The sequence below is a fragment of the Paraburkholderia silviterrae genome (genome assembly GCF_004353915.1).
Lineage (GTDB): Bacteria > Pseudomonadota > Gammaproteobacteria > Burkholderiales > Burkholderiaceae > Paraburkholderia > Paraburkholderia silviterrae.
The window spans coordinates 621,261-640,057 of sequence record NZ_SMRP01000002.1 but is presented as its reverse complement, the minus strand read 5'-3'; the positions used below and the strand labels follow the sequence as shown (position 1 = coordinate 640,057).

Genomic DNA, 18,797 nt, shown 5'->3' with positions numbered 1-18,797 from the left:
AGGGACAGCGCGGCCGGGCGTTGGCTCATGTGCGAATGCGCGCCAACTCACCGACGTGCGTGCATACGACCTGTAAAACGAGAAAAAGATCGTCGATGCATGCACGCGACGGCAGCGCATGTGCTGTTACAAACACGGCGTTACAAGTATGCGTTGCGCTCTGTGCACGGCTTGCGAGGCCATGCGTTCTATGATGAAGCGACGAGCATCGCCGAAGGGGTACGGCGAAGTTGGGTACAGGCTGGATTAGCTGCGGACTCGCCGTTCGAGCGTCGAAGTACGGCGCTTGTGCATGCGCGTGCGGCTTGAAAATTGCGTGAGAGGAGAAAGATTGTACGGCGTACCCCGCCAGGCTCCAAGGGTTCAAATTTGAACCTTCAATCAGGCGCGATTTTTGTGTGAAAAAAAATTCGAAAAGGTTTAGGATGAATTCGAGCGATGTCGTTTCCGAATAGCGCGCCGCGCACGACATCGGTCGCAGATCTCGGCGAGGAGGTAGCATGGATATCTACAGCAGCTTCGCGACCCGCTTCGAAAAAACGCGAGAAGAAGAGTTCTCGCTCGAGGAGTATCTCGCGCTCTGCAAAGAAGATCCCAGTGCGTACGCCACGGCTGGCGAACGCATGCTGACGGCAATCGGGGAACCAGAACAGATCGACACTCGCATCGATCCGCGCCTGTCGCGCATCTTTGCGAACAAGGTGATCAAGGTTTATCCCGCGTTCCGCGAGTTCTATGGCATGGAAGACGTGATCGAGCAGGTCGTCGCGTACTTCCGCCACGCGGCGCAGGGTCTCGAAGAGAAGAAGCAGATCCTCTATTTGCTGGGCCCGGTAGGCGGCGGCAAGTCTTCCATAGCGGAACGGCTCAAGCAGCTCATGGAGCGCGTGCCGCTTTACTCGATCAAGGGCTCGCCCGTGAACGAGTCGCCGCTCGGTCTGTTCGACTATGACGAGGATGGTCCCATCCTCGAAGAACAGTACGGCATTCCGCGCCGGTATCTGAAGAGCATCCTGAGCCCGTGGGCGGTCAAGCGTCTGCACGAATTCAACGGCGACATCCGCAAGTTCCGCGTGGTGCGCCGCTATCCGTCGATCCTGCGGCAGATCGGCATCGCGAAGACGGAGCCGGGCGACGAGAACAATCAGGACATTTCCTCGCTCGTCGGCAAGGTCGACATCCGCAAGCTCGAGCAATACGCCCAGGACGACGCGGACGCGTACAGCTATTCCGGTGGCCTGTGCCTCGCGAATCAGGGCTTGCTCGAATTCGTCGAAATGTTCAAGGCGCCGATCAAGGTCCTGCACCCGCTGCTCACGGCCACCCAGGAAGGCAACTTCAAGGGCACCGAAGGGTTCGGCGCGATTCCGTTCAACGGCATCATCCTCGCGCACTCGAACGAGTCGGAGTGGAAGGCGTTCCGCAATAACCGCAACAATGAGGCCTTGCTCGACCGTATTTTTGTCGTGAAGGTGCCGTACTGCCTGCGTTATTCGGAAGAGATGAAGATCTACGAGAAGCTCCTGCGCAACTCGTCCCTCGCCGAGTCGGTTTGCGCACCGGGCACGCTCAAGATGATGTCGCAGTTCTCGGTGCTCACGCGTTTGCAGGAGCCGGAGAACTCGAGCCTGTTCTCGAAGATGCAGGTCTACGACGGGGAAAATCTCAAGGACACCGATCCGAAGGCGAAGTCGTATCAGGAATACCGCGACTTCGCCGGTGTGGACGAGGGCATGGCCGGGGTCTCCACGCGCTTCGCGTTCAAGATCCTCTCGCGCGTGTTCAACTTCGATTCGACTGAAGTGGCCGCGAATCCGGTGCACCTCATGTACGTGCTCGAGCAGCAGATCGAACGCGAGCAGTTCCCGCCGGAGACCGAGCAGAAGTATCTCTCGTTTGTGAAGGACGTGTTGGCGTCGCGCTACGCCGAGTTCATCGGCAAGGAGATCCAGACCGCTTACCTCGAATCGTATTCCGAATACGGGCAGAACATCTTCGATCGCTATGTCACGTACGCCGACTTCTGGATTCAGGATCAGGAGTTCCGCGACCACGACACGGGCGAGAGCTTCGACCGCGCAGCGCTGAACGCGGAGCTGGAGAAGATCGAGAAGCCCGCGGGCATCAGCAACCCGAAGGACTTCCGCAACGAGATCGTGAACTTCGTGCTGCGCGCGCGCGCGGCCAATGCCGGCAAGAACCCGGCATGGATCAGCTACGAGAAGCTGCGCGTGGTGATCGAGAAGAAAATGTTCTCGAACACGGAAGAACTTTTGCCGGTCATCTCGTTCAATGCAAAGGGATCGGCGGAAGAGCAGCGCAAGCATGAAGACTTCGTCAACCGCATGGTGGCGAAGGGCTACACGCCCAAGCAGGTCCGGTTGCTCTGCGACTGGTATCTGCGGGTGCGCAAGTCGTCATGAGCGCAGAAGCAATACCTTCCTGCTGCGCCGCCGCAGGTTTCATGCGGCGGCGCAAAAAGGAAATCCGGCGGGGCGCAGGCCACGAAGCCGTGAGTCAGTGAACGTGGCATTCCAGACTGCGCACTTCGCCCATTCGAAACGTGAGCGGGAGACTGGATGTGCTTCATCAAATCATCGACCGCAGGCTGGCCGGCAAGAACAAGAGCATTGCCAATCGCGAGCGCTTTTTGCGCCGTGTGAAGAACTATATTCGTCACGCCGTCTCGGAAGCGGTGCGTGACCGCAGCATCAAGGACATCCAAAGCAACCAGAGCATCACCATCCCGCGCAAGGACATTGCCGAGCCGTCGTTCCGGCACGGCCCCGGCGGCCGGCGCGAAATGGTGCACCCCGGCAACGAGGACTACATTCGCGGCGACCGCATTCCGCGTCCGCAAGGCGGCGGGGGCGGGGGTGGCAGCCAGGCGAGCAACGAGGGCGAAGGTCAGGACGACTTCGTGTTCGAGCTCTCGCGCGAAGAGTTCATGCAGTACTTCTTCGACGACCTCGAGCTGCCGCGCCTCATCAAGACCCATCTGATGGCCGTGCCCACGTGGAAGAGCATCCGCGCGGGCTGGGCCGCCGAGGGCACGCCCAACAACATCGACGTGGTGCGCTCGCTCAGGAGCGCACTGGGCCGGCGCATCGCACTGGGCGCGCCGCTCGTCAACGAGCTGCACGACCTCGAAGAGCAGCTCGAGGCGCTGATGGCCGATCCGTCCGACCGGCGCGAAGACATCAAGCAGCTCGAGGAGCAGATCCACCATTTGCGCGGGCGCATCTGGCGCATCCCGTTCATCGACCCCTTCGACTTGCGTTACGTGAACCGCGTAAAGCAGCCGCAGCCGTCGAGCCAGGCCGTGATGTTTTGTCTGATGGATGTGTCCGGGTCGATGGACGAGCAGCGCAAGGATCTCTCCAAGCGCTTCTTCATCCTGCTGTACCTGTTCCTCAAGCGCAATTACGAGAAAATCGAGGTGGTCTTCATCCGCCACCACACGCGCGCCGAGGAAGTGGACGAGGACACCTTCTTTCATTCGACGGAAAGCGGCGGCACGGTCGTGTCGAGCGCGCTGGAGCTCATGAAGAAGGTGATCGAGGACCGTTATTCGCCGAGCGAATGGAACATTTACGGGGCACAGGCCTCGGACGGCGACAATTGGACCGACGATTCGCCGAAGTGCCGCAAGCTTCTCGCGGATGACATCCTGCCTCAGGTGCGTTATTTTGCCTATATTCAAGTGACGCCGGAGGAGCAGAACCTCTGGCTCGAATATGCGCAGCTGGCGCTTAGCGAGCAGCATCTGGCGATGAAGAAGGTGGACAACGCGGCGGACATCTACCCGGTGTTCCGAGAGCTTTTCGAAAAGCAGGTGGAGACTTCATGACGACACGCCACCTGCACAACGAGGCGCGCGGCTATCAGCCGGAGCGCCGCAAGACCGGCGGCCACGGGAAAGGACAGCACGGCGATCACGAGGCCGCCGCAAAACGGGGGGGACACCCGGCCGAGCCGGCGCGCCCAGACGCGCACGGGCTCCCCGACCATGACCTCCCTGAACCCCGGCTTCCGGAAACCAGGGAATTGCATATGAACGTAGCCGACAGACGGCCGTTGCCGTGCCCATCCGACTGGACCTTCGAGCTGATCGAAGAATACGACACGCATATCTCGCATGTTGCAGAGCAATACGAGCTGGACGTGTATCCGATCCAGCTCGAGCTGATCAGCGCCGAGCAGATGATGGACGCCTATGCGTCGGTCGGCATGCCGGTCAATTATCGCCACTGGTCGTTCGGCAAGCACTTTCTCTCCACCGAGAAAAGCTATCGCCGGGGCCAGATGGGTCTCGCCTATGAGATCGTCATCAATTCGAATCCGTGCATTGCGTATCTGATGGAAGAGAACACGATGACGATGCAGGCGCTCGTCATCGCGCACGCGGCGTACGGACACAACTCGTTCTTCAAGGGCAACTATCTCTTCAAGCTCTGGACGGACGCGCACGCGATCATCGACTACCTCGTCTACGCGAAGAACTACATTGCCGAATGCGAGGAGCGCTTCGGTCTGGACCGCGTGGAGGAACTGCTCGACTCGTGCCACGCGCTCATGAATTACGGCGTGGACCGCTACAAGCGGCCGCAGAAGCTCTCGCTCGAGCGCGAGGCCGCGCTACGCCGCGAGCGCGCAGCGTATCTGCAATCTCAGGTCAACGAACTGTGGCGCACGCTGCCGAAGACGCAGCAGCCCATTGCCGAGGAAGTCGACGAACGCTTTCCGCCCGAGCCGCAGGAAAACCTGCTGTACTTCGCCGAAAAGAACTCGCCGCTGCTCGAGCCCTGGGAGCGCGAAGTCATCCGCATCGTGCGCAAGGTGGGTCAGTACTTCTATCCGCAACGCCAGACTCAGGTGATGAACGAGGGCTGGGCCACGTTCTGGCATTACACGCTGCTCAACACGCTGTATGCGCAGGGCAAGCTCGAAGACGGCTTCATGATGGAGTTCCTGCACTCGCACAGCAATGTGGTCTATCAGCCGCCGGTCACCAAGCACTACTACAGCGGGATCAATCCGTACGCACTGGGCTTTTCGATGATGAGCGACATTCGCCGCATCTGCGAAAACCCCACGGAAGAAGACCGCAAATGGTTCCCGGAGCTTGCCGGCAGCCCGTGGCTCAAGGCGCTGCACTACGCGATGCGCAACTTCAAGGATGAGAGCTTTGTCGCGCAGTATTTGTCGCCGCATCTGATCCGCGAAATGCGCCTGTTCTCGGTGCTCGACGACGACATGCGCGACGCGCTCGAAGTCTCCGCCATCCATGACGAAAGCGGCTACCAGTACGTGCGCCAAGCCCTCTCGCGGCAGTATGACATGCATCACCGCGAGCCCAACATTCAGGTGTGGTCGGTGAACACGCGCGGCGACCGCAGTCTCACGCTGCGCCACTTCATGAGCGATAACCGCCACCTGTCGGGCGACACCGACGAAGTGCTGCGGCACATGGCGCGGCTGTGGCAGTTCGACGTGTATCTGGAAAGCGTCGACGAGAACGGCACGGTCAGGAAGCGCTACGAATGCCGTTACGTGCCGCCGCCCGTGCGGGTGTAACGCCCACGCTTTCGCCAATTGGCATTGCCACCGAAGGCCAGCCAGCGCGCTGGCCTTTTTCTTGTTGTCGCGCAGCGTGCCTTTCGCTTTGATTTCAGCATTGCAAGCGGCCCTGAACGAACGCGCCATGCCGCGCTAAGATACGGCGCTATCCCGCCTCGTATAACGTATCGATCATTCAGGAACCTATGCGGATGCAACAATCGAAAGGAAGCCGTCATGGCGTTTGACCTGTTCAGCGGCGTGCGGCCGCTCAACCGCGCCGGGGCTTTGCGCGACGCGAAAGCGGGCGTGCTGCTCGCGTCGATGAACATCCCGCAACTGCTCGGCTATGCGCGCATTGCCGGCATGCCGGCCGTCACCGGCATCTATACGGGCTTCCTGCCACTGATTGCGTTCGCACTCTTTGGCGCTTCGCGCCACCTCGTGGTGGCCGCGGATTCGGCCACGGCCACCATCTTCGCGAGCAAGCTCTCCGCTATGGCGGCGCCTTCGAGCGCCGAATATGTCGCGCTGGCCGGCATGACTGCGCTGCTCACGGCGGTCCTTCTGCTGCTCGCCCGCATCTTCCGGCTGGGCTTTCTCGCCGACTTTCTCTCGCGCACGGTGCTGGTGGGTTTTCTCACCGGCGTGGGCGTGCAGGTGGGCGTGGCCATGCTCGGCGACATGCTCGGCATCCCGTTCACCTCGCGGCGCACCGTCCTGCAGATCAAGCAGATCGTCATGCAGTTTTCCGCCATTCACTGGCAGACGCTTGCCATTGCCGCATTCGTGGTCGCGGTGATTCTCCTCTTCAAGCGCTTGAGGCCGGGCTGGCCGGTGGCGCTGGTTGCGGTGATCGGCGGCATTGCCGCGAGCGCCATGTTCGATTTCGCGGGCCACGGCATCGCCGTGACCGGGCCGGTGCAAGGGGGGCTGCCGCATATTACGTTTCCGGCCGTCGGCTGGTTTGAGATGATCGATTTGCTGCAGGTGGCGGCCTCGTGCTTCGTCATCATCGTCGCGCAGAGCGCTGCGACGAGCCGCGCTTTTGCCGAGCGCTACGGCGAGCGCGTGGACGAAGACCAGAATCTGCTGGGCCTCGCCGCGGCGAACGCGGCGGCATCGCTGAGCGGCGCCTTCGTCGTGAACGGCAGCCCGACGCAAACGGCCATGGGCGAGCAGGCCGGCGCGCGCAGCCAGTTCGCGCAGCTCGTGTTCGCGGGCGTCGTCGTGGTCGTGCTGCTGTTCTTCAGCCACTGGCTGCAATATCTGCCGCGCTGCGTGCTGGCAGCGATCGTGTTCACGATTGCTGTCGGGCTCGTGCATATCGGCCAGTTGATCGACATTCGCCGTGAGAGCCGCGGCGAGTTCCGCCTCGCCATGACCACCGCGATCTCCGTGGTCGTGATCGGCGTGGAGAACGGCATCCTCATTGCGATCGCGCTCTCGTTGCTGCGCCACGTGCGCCACAGCTACCGGCCGCACACGATGGTGCTCGAGCCCAATGACGCGGGCCGCTGGATGCCCGTGCCCGCGCACGCGGGTCTCGTGACCGCGCCCGGGCTCATCGTTTACCGCTTCGGCGCAGACCTCTTCTACGCCAACGATCATCTTTTCGTCGACGAGGTGCGGGGCCTGATCGACGGTGCGCCGGCACCCGTTCACTCGCTCGTGATCGATGCGGGCGCGATCACCGATGTCGATTATTCGGCAGGCCGTTCGGTCAACGAACTATGCGAGTCGCTGCGCAAGCGCGGCATCAAAGTGATACTCGGGCGGGTCAACCGATACCTGCGCGCGGACATGGATCGGCACGGCATTACGCCCGTGGTGGGCGCGGAGAACATCTACACGACGCTGCACGAGGCCCTTGCGGCCGTGCATCCCGATCTCGACGCGCACACGGATGAGTGACGCAGCCTGACGCAGCGCGCGGCGGGCGAGCCCCGCTGTGGCCGCCTCGCGCGTGTGCCTGACGCATTGCCGACGGCTGCCCGATGGCAGTTCTTCGGCAGTTCGCGCGCTGGGCAGGAACGACTTCAAAGCCTCCAGAGAAACCCGGATTGCCCGCGGGATTTCGCGGCTGATATTGTGCGCCTCAAGCGCTGTGGAAGCGCTTCCACTCCGCCGCCGGCGGGTTGCAGCAACACCCGGCTCGCGGTCCTCGCGCAGGAGCTTTCGTGACACACGATATCGCCGCTTCGCCACACGCCGCCCCGACCGCCCCGAGCGCCACGCTCGAAGGCGACGCCTTCACGCCGTCGCCCGATTCCGCGCTGTGGCGGCGCGATTTCCTGCTAGGCGCGGCCACCGCGTCGTACCAGATCGAAGGCGCCGTGGCCGAAGACGGCCGGCTGCCTTCGATCTGGGACACCTTCAGCGCCACACCCGGCAAAGTGCTCGCAGGCGACACGGGCGCCGTGGCCTGCGACCACTACCACCGCTGGGAAGGCGACCTCGATCTGCTCGAAGCGCTGAATTTCGAGGCCTATCGCTTCTCGATCGCCTGGCCACGCGTGATGGACGCGTCGGGCCGTCCCAACGCGAAGGGCATCGGCTTCTACAGGCGCTTGCTGGAGCGCCTGAAGGAGAAGGGCATCCAGACCTTTGCGACGCTCTATCACTGGGACTTGCCGCAGCATCTGCAAGACCGCGGCGGCTGGCTCAACCGCGACACCGCGTATCGGTTCGCCGACTACGCCGATCTCATGAGCCGCGAATTCTCGGGCCTCGTCGACGCGTGGATGACGCTCAACGAACCGTGGTGCTCGGCGTATCTCGGCTATGGCAACGGCCATCACGCGCCGGGCCTCGCGCAAGCGCGCTATGCGACTCAGGCCATGCATCATCTGCTGCTGGGCCACGGGCTTGCTGTTGCGGCGCTGCGCGCGAACGATCCGCACTCGGCCAAGGGCATTGTCGCGAACGTCGGGCGTGGCACGCCGGATTCGGACTCGCCCGCCGACCGCACCGCCGCGCGCCGCTTCGAAGTCCAGCACAACGCCTGGATTCTCGATCCGCTCTTCAAGGGCGAGTATCCGGCCGAACTGTTCGAGCTGTGGCCGGGCACCGAGCCGCTCGTGCTGGACGGCGACATGCAGACGATTGCCGCACCGCTCGACTTCCTCGGCATCAACTACTATTTCCGGACCCATGTGAAAAGCGATGGCGCGCACGGCTTCGTCGAAGTGCCGCTCGCCGGCGTCGAGCGCACGCAGATGGGCTGGGAGGTCTATCCGGACGGTCTGCGCGATTTGCTTGTGGGTTTTCGTCGAACGTATGAAAACCTGCCGCCCGTGTACATCACCGAGAACGGCATGGCCTCCGACGACCGGGTACGTGACGGACAGGTGGACGATGCGCAGCGCATCTCGTTCCTCAAGCGCCATCTAGCCGCCGTCGATGCCGCGATCAAGGCGGGCGTGGATGTGCGCGGCTATTTCGTGTGGTCGCTGCTCGATAACTTCGAGTGGGCGTTCGGCTATGAGCGGCGCTTCGGTGTCGTGCATGTGGACTACGGCACGCAAATGCGCACACCCAAGCGCAGCGCGGAACTGATTGCGCGCTTCATCGCGGAGCGGGGCGCGCGAGTTTGACTTCATCGATTAGCAGACAAACCGGAGCATTCCGGGCTCTGCATGGGACCAGAGTAAGCGCTAAAGCGCTAACTCTGGTCGACAAGGAGACGCAATGAAGCAACACGCACTCGTCCTGCGCGGCATCGTCGCGGCGCTGGCCCTGGCCGGCGCCGTCGTGGCCCACGCAGCGGACGCGCCGCTCAAGGCCACCGTGATTCACTGGTGGACCTCGGGTGGCGAATCGGCCGCCATCAGGCAATTCGCGCAAGCCTATGACCAGGCGGGCGGCCAGTGGGTCGACAACGCGATTGCCGGCGCGGACCAGGCGCGTGCCACGGCGATCAACCGCATCGTCGGCGGCGAGCCGCCTACAGCGGCGCAATTCAACACATCCAAACAGTTCCACGATCTCATCGACCAGGGACTCCTGAATAATGTCGATACCGTGGCGGCCAAAGAGAACTGGAACGCCATCCTGCCCGAATCGGTGCTCAACCAGATCAAGGTGAACGGGCACTTCTATGCAGCGCCTGTGGACATCCACATGCAGGACTGGTTCTTCTATTCGAAGCCGGCGTTCGCGAAAGCGGGCATCGCGAGCGAGCCGAAGAACTTCGACGAACTCTTCGCCGACCTCGACAAGCTCAAGGCGGCGGGCCTGATTCCGCTAGCGCTCGGCGGCCAGCCGTGGCAGGAGAAGATCACCTTCGACGCGATCTTTGCCGACATGGACCGCAATCTCTACATGAAGGTGTACCGCGACCGCGACACGAATGCCGTCAATTCGCCGGCGTTCAAGAACGTGCTGATGACTTTCAAGCGTCTGCACAACTATGTCGATCCTGGCTCGCCTGGCCGCAACTGGAACGACGCAACGGCGCTGGTGATTTCGGGCAAGGCGGGCGTGCAGATCATGGGCGACTGGGCAAAGGGTGAGTTCTCCAATGCGAACCAGGTGGCGGGCAAGGATTTCGGCTGCTTCCCCGGCTTTGCCAATTCGCCGTACATGGTCGCGGGCGATGCGTTCGTGTTTCCGAAGACCGACAATCCGCAGGCCGTGAAAGCGCAGCAACTGCTCGCCACGGTCATGACCTCGCCCAAGGCGCAGGCGGCCTTCAGCGAGAAAAAGGGCTCGATACCGATCCGCCAGGACGTGGACACCTCGGGCTTCGACGTCTGCGCGAAGGAGGGCATGGCGATCATGAAGGACAAGTCGCGCCAGTTGCCGAACCCGGAGATGCTGATTTCACCTGACATGCAAGGCGCGCTTCAGGACGTCATCACGAACTTCTGGAACAAGAACCAGTCGGTCGATGATGCACAAAAAGCTTTCGCCACGGCGATCAAGAGCTGAGCGGCCCATGTACGCGCTCAAGCTGGATCACGAGAGACGGCAAGCCCGCCGCCAGGAGCGCGCGGGTCGTCCCATGCGGCGCTGGTCGCTCGCCGCATGGATCGCGCTGCTGCCCATGGCGGCCACGGCCGTCTTCGCATATCTCGGCACGATGCTGTGGACCGCGCGTGTCTCGATGACCTATTCGCGCTCGCTGCCGACGAACAGGTTCGCCGGCGCGACGCAGTATGTGCGGCTCTTCGAGAACGACCGCTGGATCGTCTCGTTGCAAAATCTCGCGATCTACGGCGTCTGCTTCATCGCGGCCTGTCTCGCGATCGGCCTGCTGCTCGCGATCTTCATCGACCAGCGCGTCGCGGCCGAGGGCGCGCTGCGCACGATCTTCCTCTATCCGTATGCGATGTCGTTCGTGGCCACCGGGCTCGTCTGGCAATGGATCCTCAATCCCGAGCTGGGCGTGCAGGCCGTGCTCCAGCACATGGGCTTCGCGCACGCGCACTTCGACTGGATCGTCTCGCAGCGCTTCGCGATCTATACGCTCGTGATCGCGACGGTGTGGCAGGCCTCGGGCCTCGTGATGGCGTTGATGCTCGCGGGACTGCGCGGCATCGACGAAGAGATCTGGATGGCCGCGCGCCTCGACGGTATTGCGCGCTGGCGCGTCTATGCGAGCATCGTCGTGCCGATGTTGAAGACTTCGATGTCCACGGCGTTCGTGCTGCTCTTCGTGATGGTCGTGAAACTCTACGACGCCGTGGTCGCGATGACGCAAGGCGGTCCCGGCACCGCGAGCGAAGTGCCCGGCAAGTTCATCATGGATTACCTGTTCAATCGCGCGAACATCGGGCTCGCGTCCGCGGCCTCGATTGTGTTGCTCGCCACCGTGCTCGCCATACTCGCGCCGGTGCTCTATGCGCGAAGTCGCATTTCGGCCATGGCGGCGCGCAGGGGAGAGCGCACATGAGCGCGCCGCTTGCCGATCCATCCGGTGCCGGCGTGCGTGCAACGGGCGGAGCGCGCCGCAATCCAGCGCCCAGGCGCCGGCGCCACTTCACGCCGGCGCGTCTCGGTGTGTATGGATTCCTGATTATCGCGGCGCTCTTTTTCCTGTTGCCGCTCTACGTGATGCTCGTCACGTCGGTCAAGCCGATGGACGAGATCCGCATGGGTCATCTGCTTGCGCTGCCGCGTCATCTTACGTTCGCGCCCTGGCAGGACGCCTGGTCGTCGGCGTGCACGGGTCTCGAATGCGCGGGCATTCGCGTGGGTTTCTGGAATTCGGTGCGCATCGTCGTGCCGAGCACGATCATCTCGATCGCAGTGGGCGCCGTGAACGGCTATGCGCTCTCGTTCTGGCGGCCGCGCGGCGCGGGCGTGTTGTTCGCGGTGCTGCTCGCGGGCGCGTTCATTCCCGTGCAGGTGATGGTCTACCCGCTCGTGCGCGTGCTGGCAACCGTGCACCTGTTCGCTTCACTGCCTGGCATCGTGCTGATCCATACGATCTTCGGCATGCCGGTCATGACGCTCCTGTTTCGCAACTACTATGCGGCGTTACCGCAGGAGCTCTTCAAGGCGGCGCGCGTCGACGGCGGCGGTTTCTGGCGCATCTTCGTGCAGCTCATGCTGCCGATGTCGGCGCCAATCGTCGTGGTCGCCTTGATCATGCAGGTCACGGGCATCTGGAACGACTACATTCTCGGCCTGGTCTTCGCAGGCACGAAGAATCTGCCGATGACCGTGCAGCTCAACAACATCATCAATACCACCACGGGCGAGCGGCTCTACAACGTCAACATGGCCGCGACGATCCTCACTTCGCTCGTACCGCTCGCGATCTATTTCGTGTCGGGCCGCTGGTTCGTGCGCGGCATCGCCTCGGGCGCGGTGAAGGGATAGCAACAAGTTGCATGGGACCAGAGTAAGCGCTAAAGCGCTAACTCTGGTCGACAGGAGACTGACAATGACGCATCCGGCAAACGTAGCGGTGCGCAACCTGCGCATCGAGCTTGGCGCGAACACCGTGATCGACGATCTCGACCTCGATGTGCGCGCGGGCGAATTCGTCGTGCTGCTCGGTCCTTCGGGCTGCGGCAAATCCACGTTGCTGCACAGCATCGCGGGCCTCATCGACGTGGCCGACGGCAGCATCGAGATCGCCGGCGAGGACATGACATGGGCAGACCCGAAGGATCGCGGCGTGGCGCTCGTGTTCCAGTCGTACGCGCTCTATCCGACCATGAACGTCGAGCGCAATCTCTCGTTCGCACTGCGCATCAATGGCACGCCGCGGGCCGAGATCGAGCGCCGTGTGCAGCGTGCCGCCGAGATGCTCCAGCTCGGCCCGCTGCTCTCGCGCAAGCCGGCACAGCTCTCGGGCGGCCAGCGTCAGCGCGTGGCGATCGGCCGTGCGCTGGTGCGCGAGGCCGACGTGTTCCTGTTCGACGAGCCGCTCTCGAATCTCGACGCCAAGCTGCGCACGGAGCTGCGCCGTGAGCTCAAGCAGCTGCATCAGCAACTGGGCGCGACGATGATCTACGTGACGCACGATCAAGTCGAGGCCATGACGCTCGCCACACGCATGGCAGTGATGAAGGGCGGTGTGATCCAGCAGTTCGGCACGCCCGCGCAAGTCTATGCGCGGCCCGAGAATCTGTTCGTCGCGAGCTTCCTCGGCACGCCGCCGATGAACCTGCTGCGCGGCGTGCTCGAAGCCGACGAAGGCAAGCTGTGGTTCCGCGCCCCGCACCTTTCGGTCGAGGTCTCGCGCTACGCGTTCAACGGTGTGCCCGATCTCGCGAAGCCGTGCCTGCTGGGCGTGCGCCCCGAGGATGTGCGGGCAGCCGCCGCGGCGCATGCGGCATCGCGGGGCGAGGCGCTGCAGGGTCGAGTCACGCTGGTCGAGCCGATGGGCAACCACCGAGTCCTCTGGCTCGATTATCATGGCTCGCAGATCGCGTCGATCGACCAGGACAAAGTCCCGCTCGCGCACGGGGCGCTCGTGCCGTTCGAGATCGACGCCGGGCAGTTGTCGCTGTTCGACGAGGCAAGCAGCCTGCGGCTCTAAGGAGTGCCGAACGCGCATTCATCAGATGAAAGCGGGCGAACGGCCAGGCGTGCGTGGGTAAAAACGCAACGACAAAAAGCAGAGGGGCAAACACGAAGTGGCAACCCTGAAAGACGTGGCAACGTTGGCTGGCGTGGGTCTTTCCACGGCATCGAGGGCGATCTCCGGCAAGGGGCCGGTGTCGGCCGAGGCCGCCGCGCGCGTGCAGGCCGCCATCGAGCAACTCCATTTCCGGCCTTCGTCCATCGGGCGGGCGATGGCGACGCAGTCGCTCGGCATCGTCGGCATTTTCGTGCCGACCTTTTTCGGCTCGTATTACGGCACCATCCTCAAGCAGACCGATACCGAATTGCGCGCGGTGGGCCGTCATGTGGTGGTGGCGACGGGCTGCGGCGAGGGCTCGCTGCGCGAGCAGGCCGTCGAGGCCGTGCGCTTTCTGATTGGCCGCGATTGCGACGGCGTGGTGGTCATCAGCCACGACCTGCACGACGAAGATCTCGAGATGCTGCACGCCCTGCATCCGCGCATGGCATTCCTGAATCGCGTGTTCGACGGGTTGCCCGAGGCGTCGTTCTGCGCCGACCACTTTCGCGGCGGCGAACTGGCCGCGCGCACGCTCGTCGAACACGGCCACCGCGAGATTGCTGCGATTGGCGGACCGGCCAGCTCTTCGGACAACCTCGCGCGTCTCGATGGCTTTTTCACCGAGCTTGCGCGCCATGGCATCGCACGCGCAGCGGTGCCGCTCATCATGTCCGACTTTTCGCCCGAGGGCGGCTATGCGGCGGCAGGCGAGCTGCTCGACTCGAAGCGGCGCTTCACGGGCCTGTTCTGCGCGAACGACACGATGGCCATGTCGGCACTCGCGCGCCTGCAGCAGGCGGGCATCGCGGTGCCGCACGAGGTCTCCGTGATCGGCTACGACGACGATTATTCGGCGGCCTACATGGCGCCCGCGCTGACCTCGGTCCATATTCCGACCGCCGAGCTCACGCGCAATGCCGTGCGCTGGCTCATCAACCAGTGTTACGGCACGCACTGGGACATCGAGCGCAACTTCGAAGTGAGCGTGTCGATGCGCGCGTCGGTCGCGCGGGCGAACCCGGCGCGACTTGCCTGAAGCGATACAGCGTGCACGGGCGGTGGCGCGCAGCCGCGTGCCACCGCCCGCAGCGGATCACGGTTGCGCGGCGAGCGCAGGCGAGGGCGCCGAGGTGGGCGACGGGGTGAGCGCCGCGTGTGGCTCATAGGTGCCGGTGAGCGCGTTGAGGAAGGCAGTGAGCGCATCGACGTCCGCTTCCGAAAGCGTGGTGCCGAGCTGATACTGCGCCATCTTGCGCACTGCCTCACGCAGATCCGTTACGCTGCCGTCGTGGAAATACGGTGCCGTGAGCGCCACGTTGCGCAGTCCCGGGACCTTGAACCACTGGCGATCACGCGTGTCATGCGTGACGTTTTCGCGCCCGTTGTCGGCGTCGGTCAGCGCATCGCCGCGCGCGGCGAAGTAATCCCCAGCTCTGCCCATGCGCTCGAACGACTGCCCGCCCAGGTTCGCGCCTACGTGGCAGCTTGCGCAGCCCACCGACTTGAACAACTGATAGCCACGCACTTCCTCGCTGTTCAGCGCCTCGCTGTTGCCGCGCAGCCAGGCATCGAAGCGGCTCGGCGTGAGCAGCGTCTTCTCGAATTCCGCAATGGCGTCGGTGATGTTCGGGCCGCTCAGGCCATCGGGGTAGACCTTCACGAACGCCTGGGAAAACGAAGGATCGGCGTTGAGCTTGCCGACGATCTGATCCCACGATGCCGACGCCATTTCGACCGGATTGAGCGGCGGGCCGCCCGCCTGTTCCTGCAGCGTGGCGGCGCGCCCGTCCCAGAACTGCATGTGGTTGAGCGCCGCGTTGAACACCGTGGGCGCATTCACGCCGCCGAGCTGGCCGCGCACGCCGAGCGAGCGCTTGCGGTTGTCCACGCCGCCGGTCGAGAGCGAGTGGCAGCTCGCGCACGAGATGGAGTTGTCGACGGACAGGCGCGGGTCGTGGAACAGCTGCATGCCGAGCGCGACCTTGCGCGGATCGGTGGCCAGCGCATGCGGCAACGGCTGCACCGGATCGTTCTCGAAGGCCGGCGCCACGCCGGGTGTGACATACCAGCGCTTGCGTTCGTGCGAGATCCAGGTGAGCAGCGTTTGCTGGTCGTGCTGGCTCAGGCCGGTGCTCCAGTGCACCATGCGAAAGCGCATGGGCGGCATCGTGTCGTTCGTCACCACGCGCTCGAGCTTGGCGAGATCGGCCTGCGCGGGCGGCGTGCCGTCGCGCAACGCGTTGAACAGCGGGTCGAGGCGGAAGTAGCGCTGGCCCTTGTCGACGTCGAACTGCGAGATCTGTCGGATGCCGGGTAGCGCGGCGTAGGGCGGCAAGACGGCCTTGGCCGAATGGCAGTAATAGCACGCGTTGCGATCGAGGATGTCGCGAACGCGTGTGGCGTCGGCCGACGCGGCGGGCTTTGCGGCCGCGCTTTCGGCGTAGAGCGTGTCGTGATACCAGGCGATGCCACTGAGGCCGAGATAGCCGGCCGTGAGAAGCGCGGCGGCGCCGACGAGGATCTTTTTCATGGTGGGCATGAGTTGTAGGGAACCTGGGAATCCTGAGCGGATATCCGGCCCGTCCATGCCCTGGAACATGGCGGCAGCAGAGGAGGGCACGCAGCCGGATCAGCGTGCGATGCTACCGAGACCCGGCGTGCGAGCCATTGCGGCATATCAAGCTGCACGACCTTAGCGCCCAAACCCGCGCGCGGCGCGGCGGCTGGCCTGTTCATGGCGTCATGTCTTGAATGATGAGCATCAAGGTCGCCTCCACTACGCCTTGCCCCTCGCAAGTGCTCCCCGGATTATTGAGGACCATTTATTCGGGTGGAGGCTCGAGGCCAATGATCGAACGGACCAGCAAGCTGCTTCGGTATCGCGTGCTGATCGTGGACGCCATGCTGGCGAATCCGTCCAGCGCGGGCGGACACGTCGTGCGCGATCTCGTTCAGGAATTCGAGGCGCGCAGTGTCGAGGTGATCGGGGCGAGCACGATGCAGGACGGCGAGGCGATTGCACTCGCTGATGCGAACATCGACTGCGTTTTCGTGCGCTGGAACACGGGGCAGGGCGAGGCAGTGTCTGGCGCCACCGCCATCGATCTGCTGCGCAGCATTCGAGGCCGCAATGCGGAGGTGCCGATCTTCCTGATGGGCGAGCGTTCGCGCGAGCATGCGCCCGACCTCGAAGCCATGTCGCTCGCGAATGAATTCGTGTGGACGCTGGAGGACACGAGTCCGTTCATCGCCGGCCGTGCGCTGGTGGCGATGCACAGGTACAAGGACAACCTCCTGCCGCCGTTTACGAAGGCGCTCTTCGACTATACGGCCACGCGCGAATACTCGTGGGCCGTGCCGGGCCATCAGGGCGGCGTGGCGTTCACGAAGACGCCTCAAGGGCGGGCGTTCTTCGACTTCTTCGGCGAGAACCTGTTTCGCACCGACACAGGTATCGAGCGCACGCCGCTCGGCTCGCTGCTCGATCACGAAGGCCCCTGCGGCGAGGCCGAAAAGTATGCGGCGCGCGTGTTTGGCGCACACGCGAGCTACTCGGTGCTCAACGGCACCTCCGGCTCAAACCGGACCATTCTTTCAGCGATCGTTGCCGACAACGAATTCGCGGTATGCGACCGCAATTGCCACAAGTCCATCGAGCAGGGGCTCGTGATCAGCGGTGGCATCCCTGTATTTCTCGTGCCCACGCGCAACCGCTACGGCATCATTGGACCGATCCCGCCGCGCGAGTTCGCCGCGCAATCCATTGCGCAGAAGATCGAAACGCATCCGCTCGCGTCGCGCGCGGCGAAGCGCAAGCCCGTCTATGCGGTCGTGACGAACTGCACCTATGACGGCATGTGCTACGACGCTGAGCAGGTTCAGTACCAGCTTGCCCGGTCCGTCGACGTCATTCACTTCGACGAAGCCTGGTACGCCTATGCGCGCTTCAACCCGCTCTACGCGAAGCGCTTCGGCATGCGCGGCGATCCGCGCGAGCACGGCGCCGACCAGCCCACGCTGTTCGTCACGCACTCGACGCACAAGCTGCTCGCCGCGCTGTCCCAGGCGTCTTATATCCATCTGCGCAGCGGGCGCCGGCCGATCGTCGCGAGCCGCTTCAACGAGGCTTACATGGCGCAGGCGACAACGTCGCCGCTCTACGCGATCATCGCCGCCAACGAGATCGGCGCGTCGATGATGGATGGTCCGCGCGGACGTGCGCTGACCCAGGAGGTGATTGACGAAGCGGTCGACTTTCGCCAGACGCTCGCGCGCGTGCATCGCGAATTCGCGCGCAAGCGCGAATGGTTCTTTACGCCATGGAATGCGCCCGAGGTCACGGATCCGGCAACGGGCGAGAAAGTTGCGTTTGCCGATGCGCCGAAAAGCTTGCTGGCCAGCGACCCGAGCTGCTGGGTGCTGCATCCCGGCGAGAAGTGGCACGGCTTCGACGGTTTGCCCGACGGCTGGTGCATGCTCGACCCGATCAAGGCCGGCATCGTCTGCCCCGGCATGGGCGAGGACGGCGAGCTCGAAGCCTCGGGCATCCCGGCCGCGGTACTGAGCGCTTATCTCTATCGGTTCGGCATCATTCCGTCGCGCACGACGGATTTCATGGTGCTCTGCCTCTTCTCCGTCGGCATCACGAAGGGCAAGTGGGGGACCCTTGTCAACACGCTCCTGCAATTCAAGCGCGCCTACGACGCGAACCAGCCGCTGACCGAGTCGCTTCCCGATCTGCTCGCGCGTGCGCCGCAACGCTATGCGGGAATGGGCTTGCGCGATCTCGCCAACGACATGTTCGCGAAGATGAAGTCGAGCGCCATGGACAAGGCACAGGCCGCGGCATTCGCGGCGCTGCCGCGCCCGGTTCTCACGCCGCGCCAGGCCAACGCGAAGTTGATGGCGGGCGACGTGGAACTGCTGCCGCTCGCACAGATGGCGGAGCGCACGATCGCCGTGGGCGCCATTCCGTACCCGCCGGGCATCCCGATTCTGATGCCAGGCGAAAGCGCCGGCGCGGCCGATGGCCCCTGGCTGCGCTATCTGCACAGCCTCGGGCACTGGAACGACGCGTTCCCGGGGTTCGAAAAGGTGGTGGAGGGCGCGGTCGTCGAGAACGGCCGATATCAATTCTGGTGTGTAAAAGAGGACTGAA

Annotated in this window: 12 protein-coding genes; 11 read left to right on the top strand and 1 reads right to left on the bottom strand. The window is 63.7% G+C overall.

The genetic code is table 11. The annotated features are described in order from the left end of the window. Positions 1-500: 500 nt before the first annotated feature. The 10 genes from EYW47_RS07095 (at position 501) to EYW47_RS07050 (ending at position 14,675) form a co-directional block, all read left to right on the top strand. A complete protein-coding gene (locus tag EYW47_RS07095; protein ID WP_133194123.1) occupies positions 501-2,423 on the top strand; it encodes a PrkA family serine protein kinase in 1,923 nt (640 codons plus the stop codon). 158 nt (positions 2,424-2,581) lie between these two features. Continuing rightward, the gene (locus EYW47_RS07090) at positions 2,582-3,850 is read left to right on the top strand and encodes a YeaH/YhbH family protein (RefSeq protein WP_133194122.1); all 1,269 of its coding nucleotides are present in this window, start codon (positions 2,582-2,584) and stop codon (positions 3,848-3,850) included. Further along, positions 3,847-5,577 (top strand): SpoVR family protein, encoded by a 1,731-nt coding sequence (locus tag EYW47_RS07085; RefSeq protein WP_133194121.1) that lies wholly within the window; start codon positions 3,847-3,849, stop codon positions 5,575-5,577. Before EYW47_RS07090 ends, EYW47_RS07085 begins: the two co-directional genes overlap by 4 nt. A 219-nt stretch (positions 5,578-5,796) precedes the next feature. Further along, positions 5,797-7,473, top strand: a complete 1,677-nt coding sequence (locus EYW47_RS07080) for a SulP family inorganic anion transporter (protein WP_133194120.1) — start codon at positions 5,797-5,799, stop codon at positions 7,471-7,473. Between the two features lie 278 nt (positions 7,474-7,751). Then, complete coding sequence (locus EYW47_RS07075) at positions 7,752-9,155, top strand: GH1 family beta-glucosidase (RefSeq protein WP_240763593.1); 1,404 nt, start codon at positions 7,752-7,754, stop codon at positions 9,153-9,155. 94 nt (positions 9,156-9,249) lie between these two features. Further along, positions 9,250-10,491, top strand: coding sequence for an ABC transporter substrate-binding protein (locus EYW47_RS07070; protein ID WP_133194118.1), 1,242 nt, complete (start codon positions 9,250-9,252; stop codon positions 10,489-10,491). Positions 10,492-10,498: 7 nt separating this feature from the next. Continuing rightward, positions 10,499-11,455 carry a carbohydrate ABC transporter permease gene (locus tag EYW47_RS07065; RefSeq protein WP_133194117.1) on the top strand — a complete coding sequence of 319 codons (957 nt, stop codon included), beginning with the start codon at positions 10,499-10,501 and terminating at the stop codon, positions 11,453-11,455. Then, positions 11,452-12,387, top strand: a complete 936-nt coding sequence (locus EYW47_RS07060; RefSeq protein WP_133194116.1) for a carbohydrate ABC transporter permease — start codon at positions 11,452-11,454, stop codon at positions 12,385-12,387. Before EYW47_RS07065 ends, EYW47_RS07060 begins: the two co-directional genes overlap by 4 nt. Positions 12,388-12,451: 64 nt before the next feature. Then, positions 12,452-13,555 carry an ABC transporter ATP-binding protein gene (locus EYW47_RS07055; protein ID WP_133194115.1) on the top strand — a complete coding sequence of 368 codons (1,104 nt, stop codon included), beginning with the start codon at positions 12,452-12,454 and terminating at the stop codon, positions 13,553-13,555. Between the two features lie 97 nt (positions 13,556-13,652). Beyond that, the gene (locus EYW47_RS07050) at positions 13,653-14,675 is read left to right on the top strand and encodes a LacI family DNA-binding transcriptional regulator (RefSeq protein WP_133194114.1); all 1,023 of its coding nucleotides are present in this window, start codon (positions 13,653-13,655) and stop codon (positions 14,673-14,675) included. Positions 14,676-14,732: 57 nt separating this feature from the next. Here EYW47_RS07050 and EYW47_RS07045 read toward each other — a convergent pair whose 3' ends face one another. Then, positions 14,733-16,178 carry a cytochrome c peroxidase gene (locus EYW47_RS07045; protein WP_240763575.1) on the bottom strand — a complete coding sequence of 482 codons (1,446 nt, stop codon included), beginning with the start codon at positions 16,176-16,178 and terminating at the stop codon, positions 14,733-14,735. A gap of 308 nt (positions 16,179-16,486) precedes the next feature. On the opposite strand from EYW47_RS07045, the gene EYW47_RS07040 reads away from it, so the two are divergent. After that, positions 16,487-18,796: an Orn/Lys/Arg family decarboxylase gene (locus tag EYW47_RS07040; protein ID WP_133194113.1), complete on the top strand. Its 2,310-nt coding sequence runs from the start codon at positions 16,487-16,489 to the stop codon at positions 18,794-18,796. Position 18,797 lies beyond the last annotated feature (1 nt).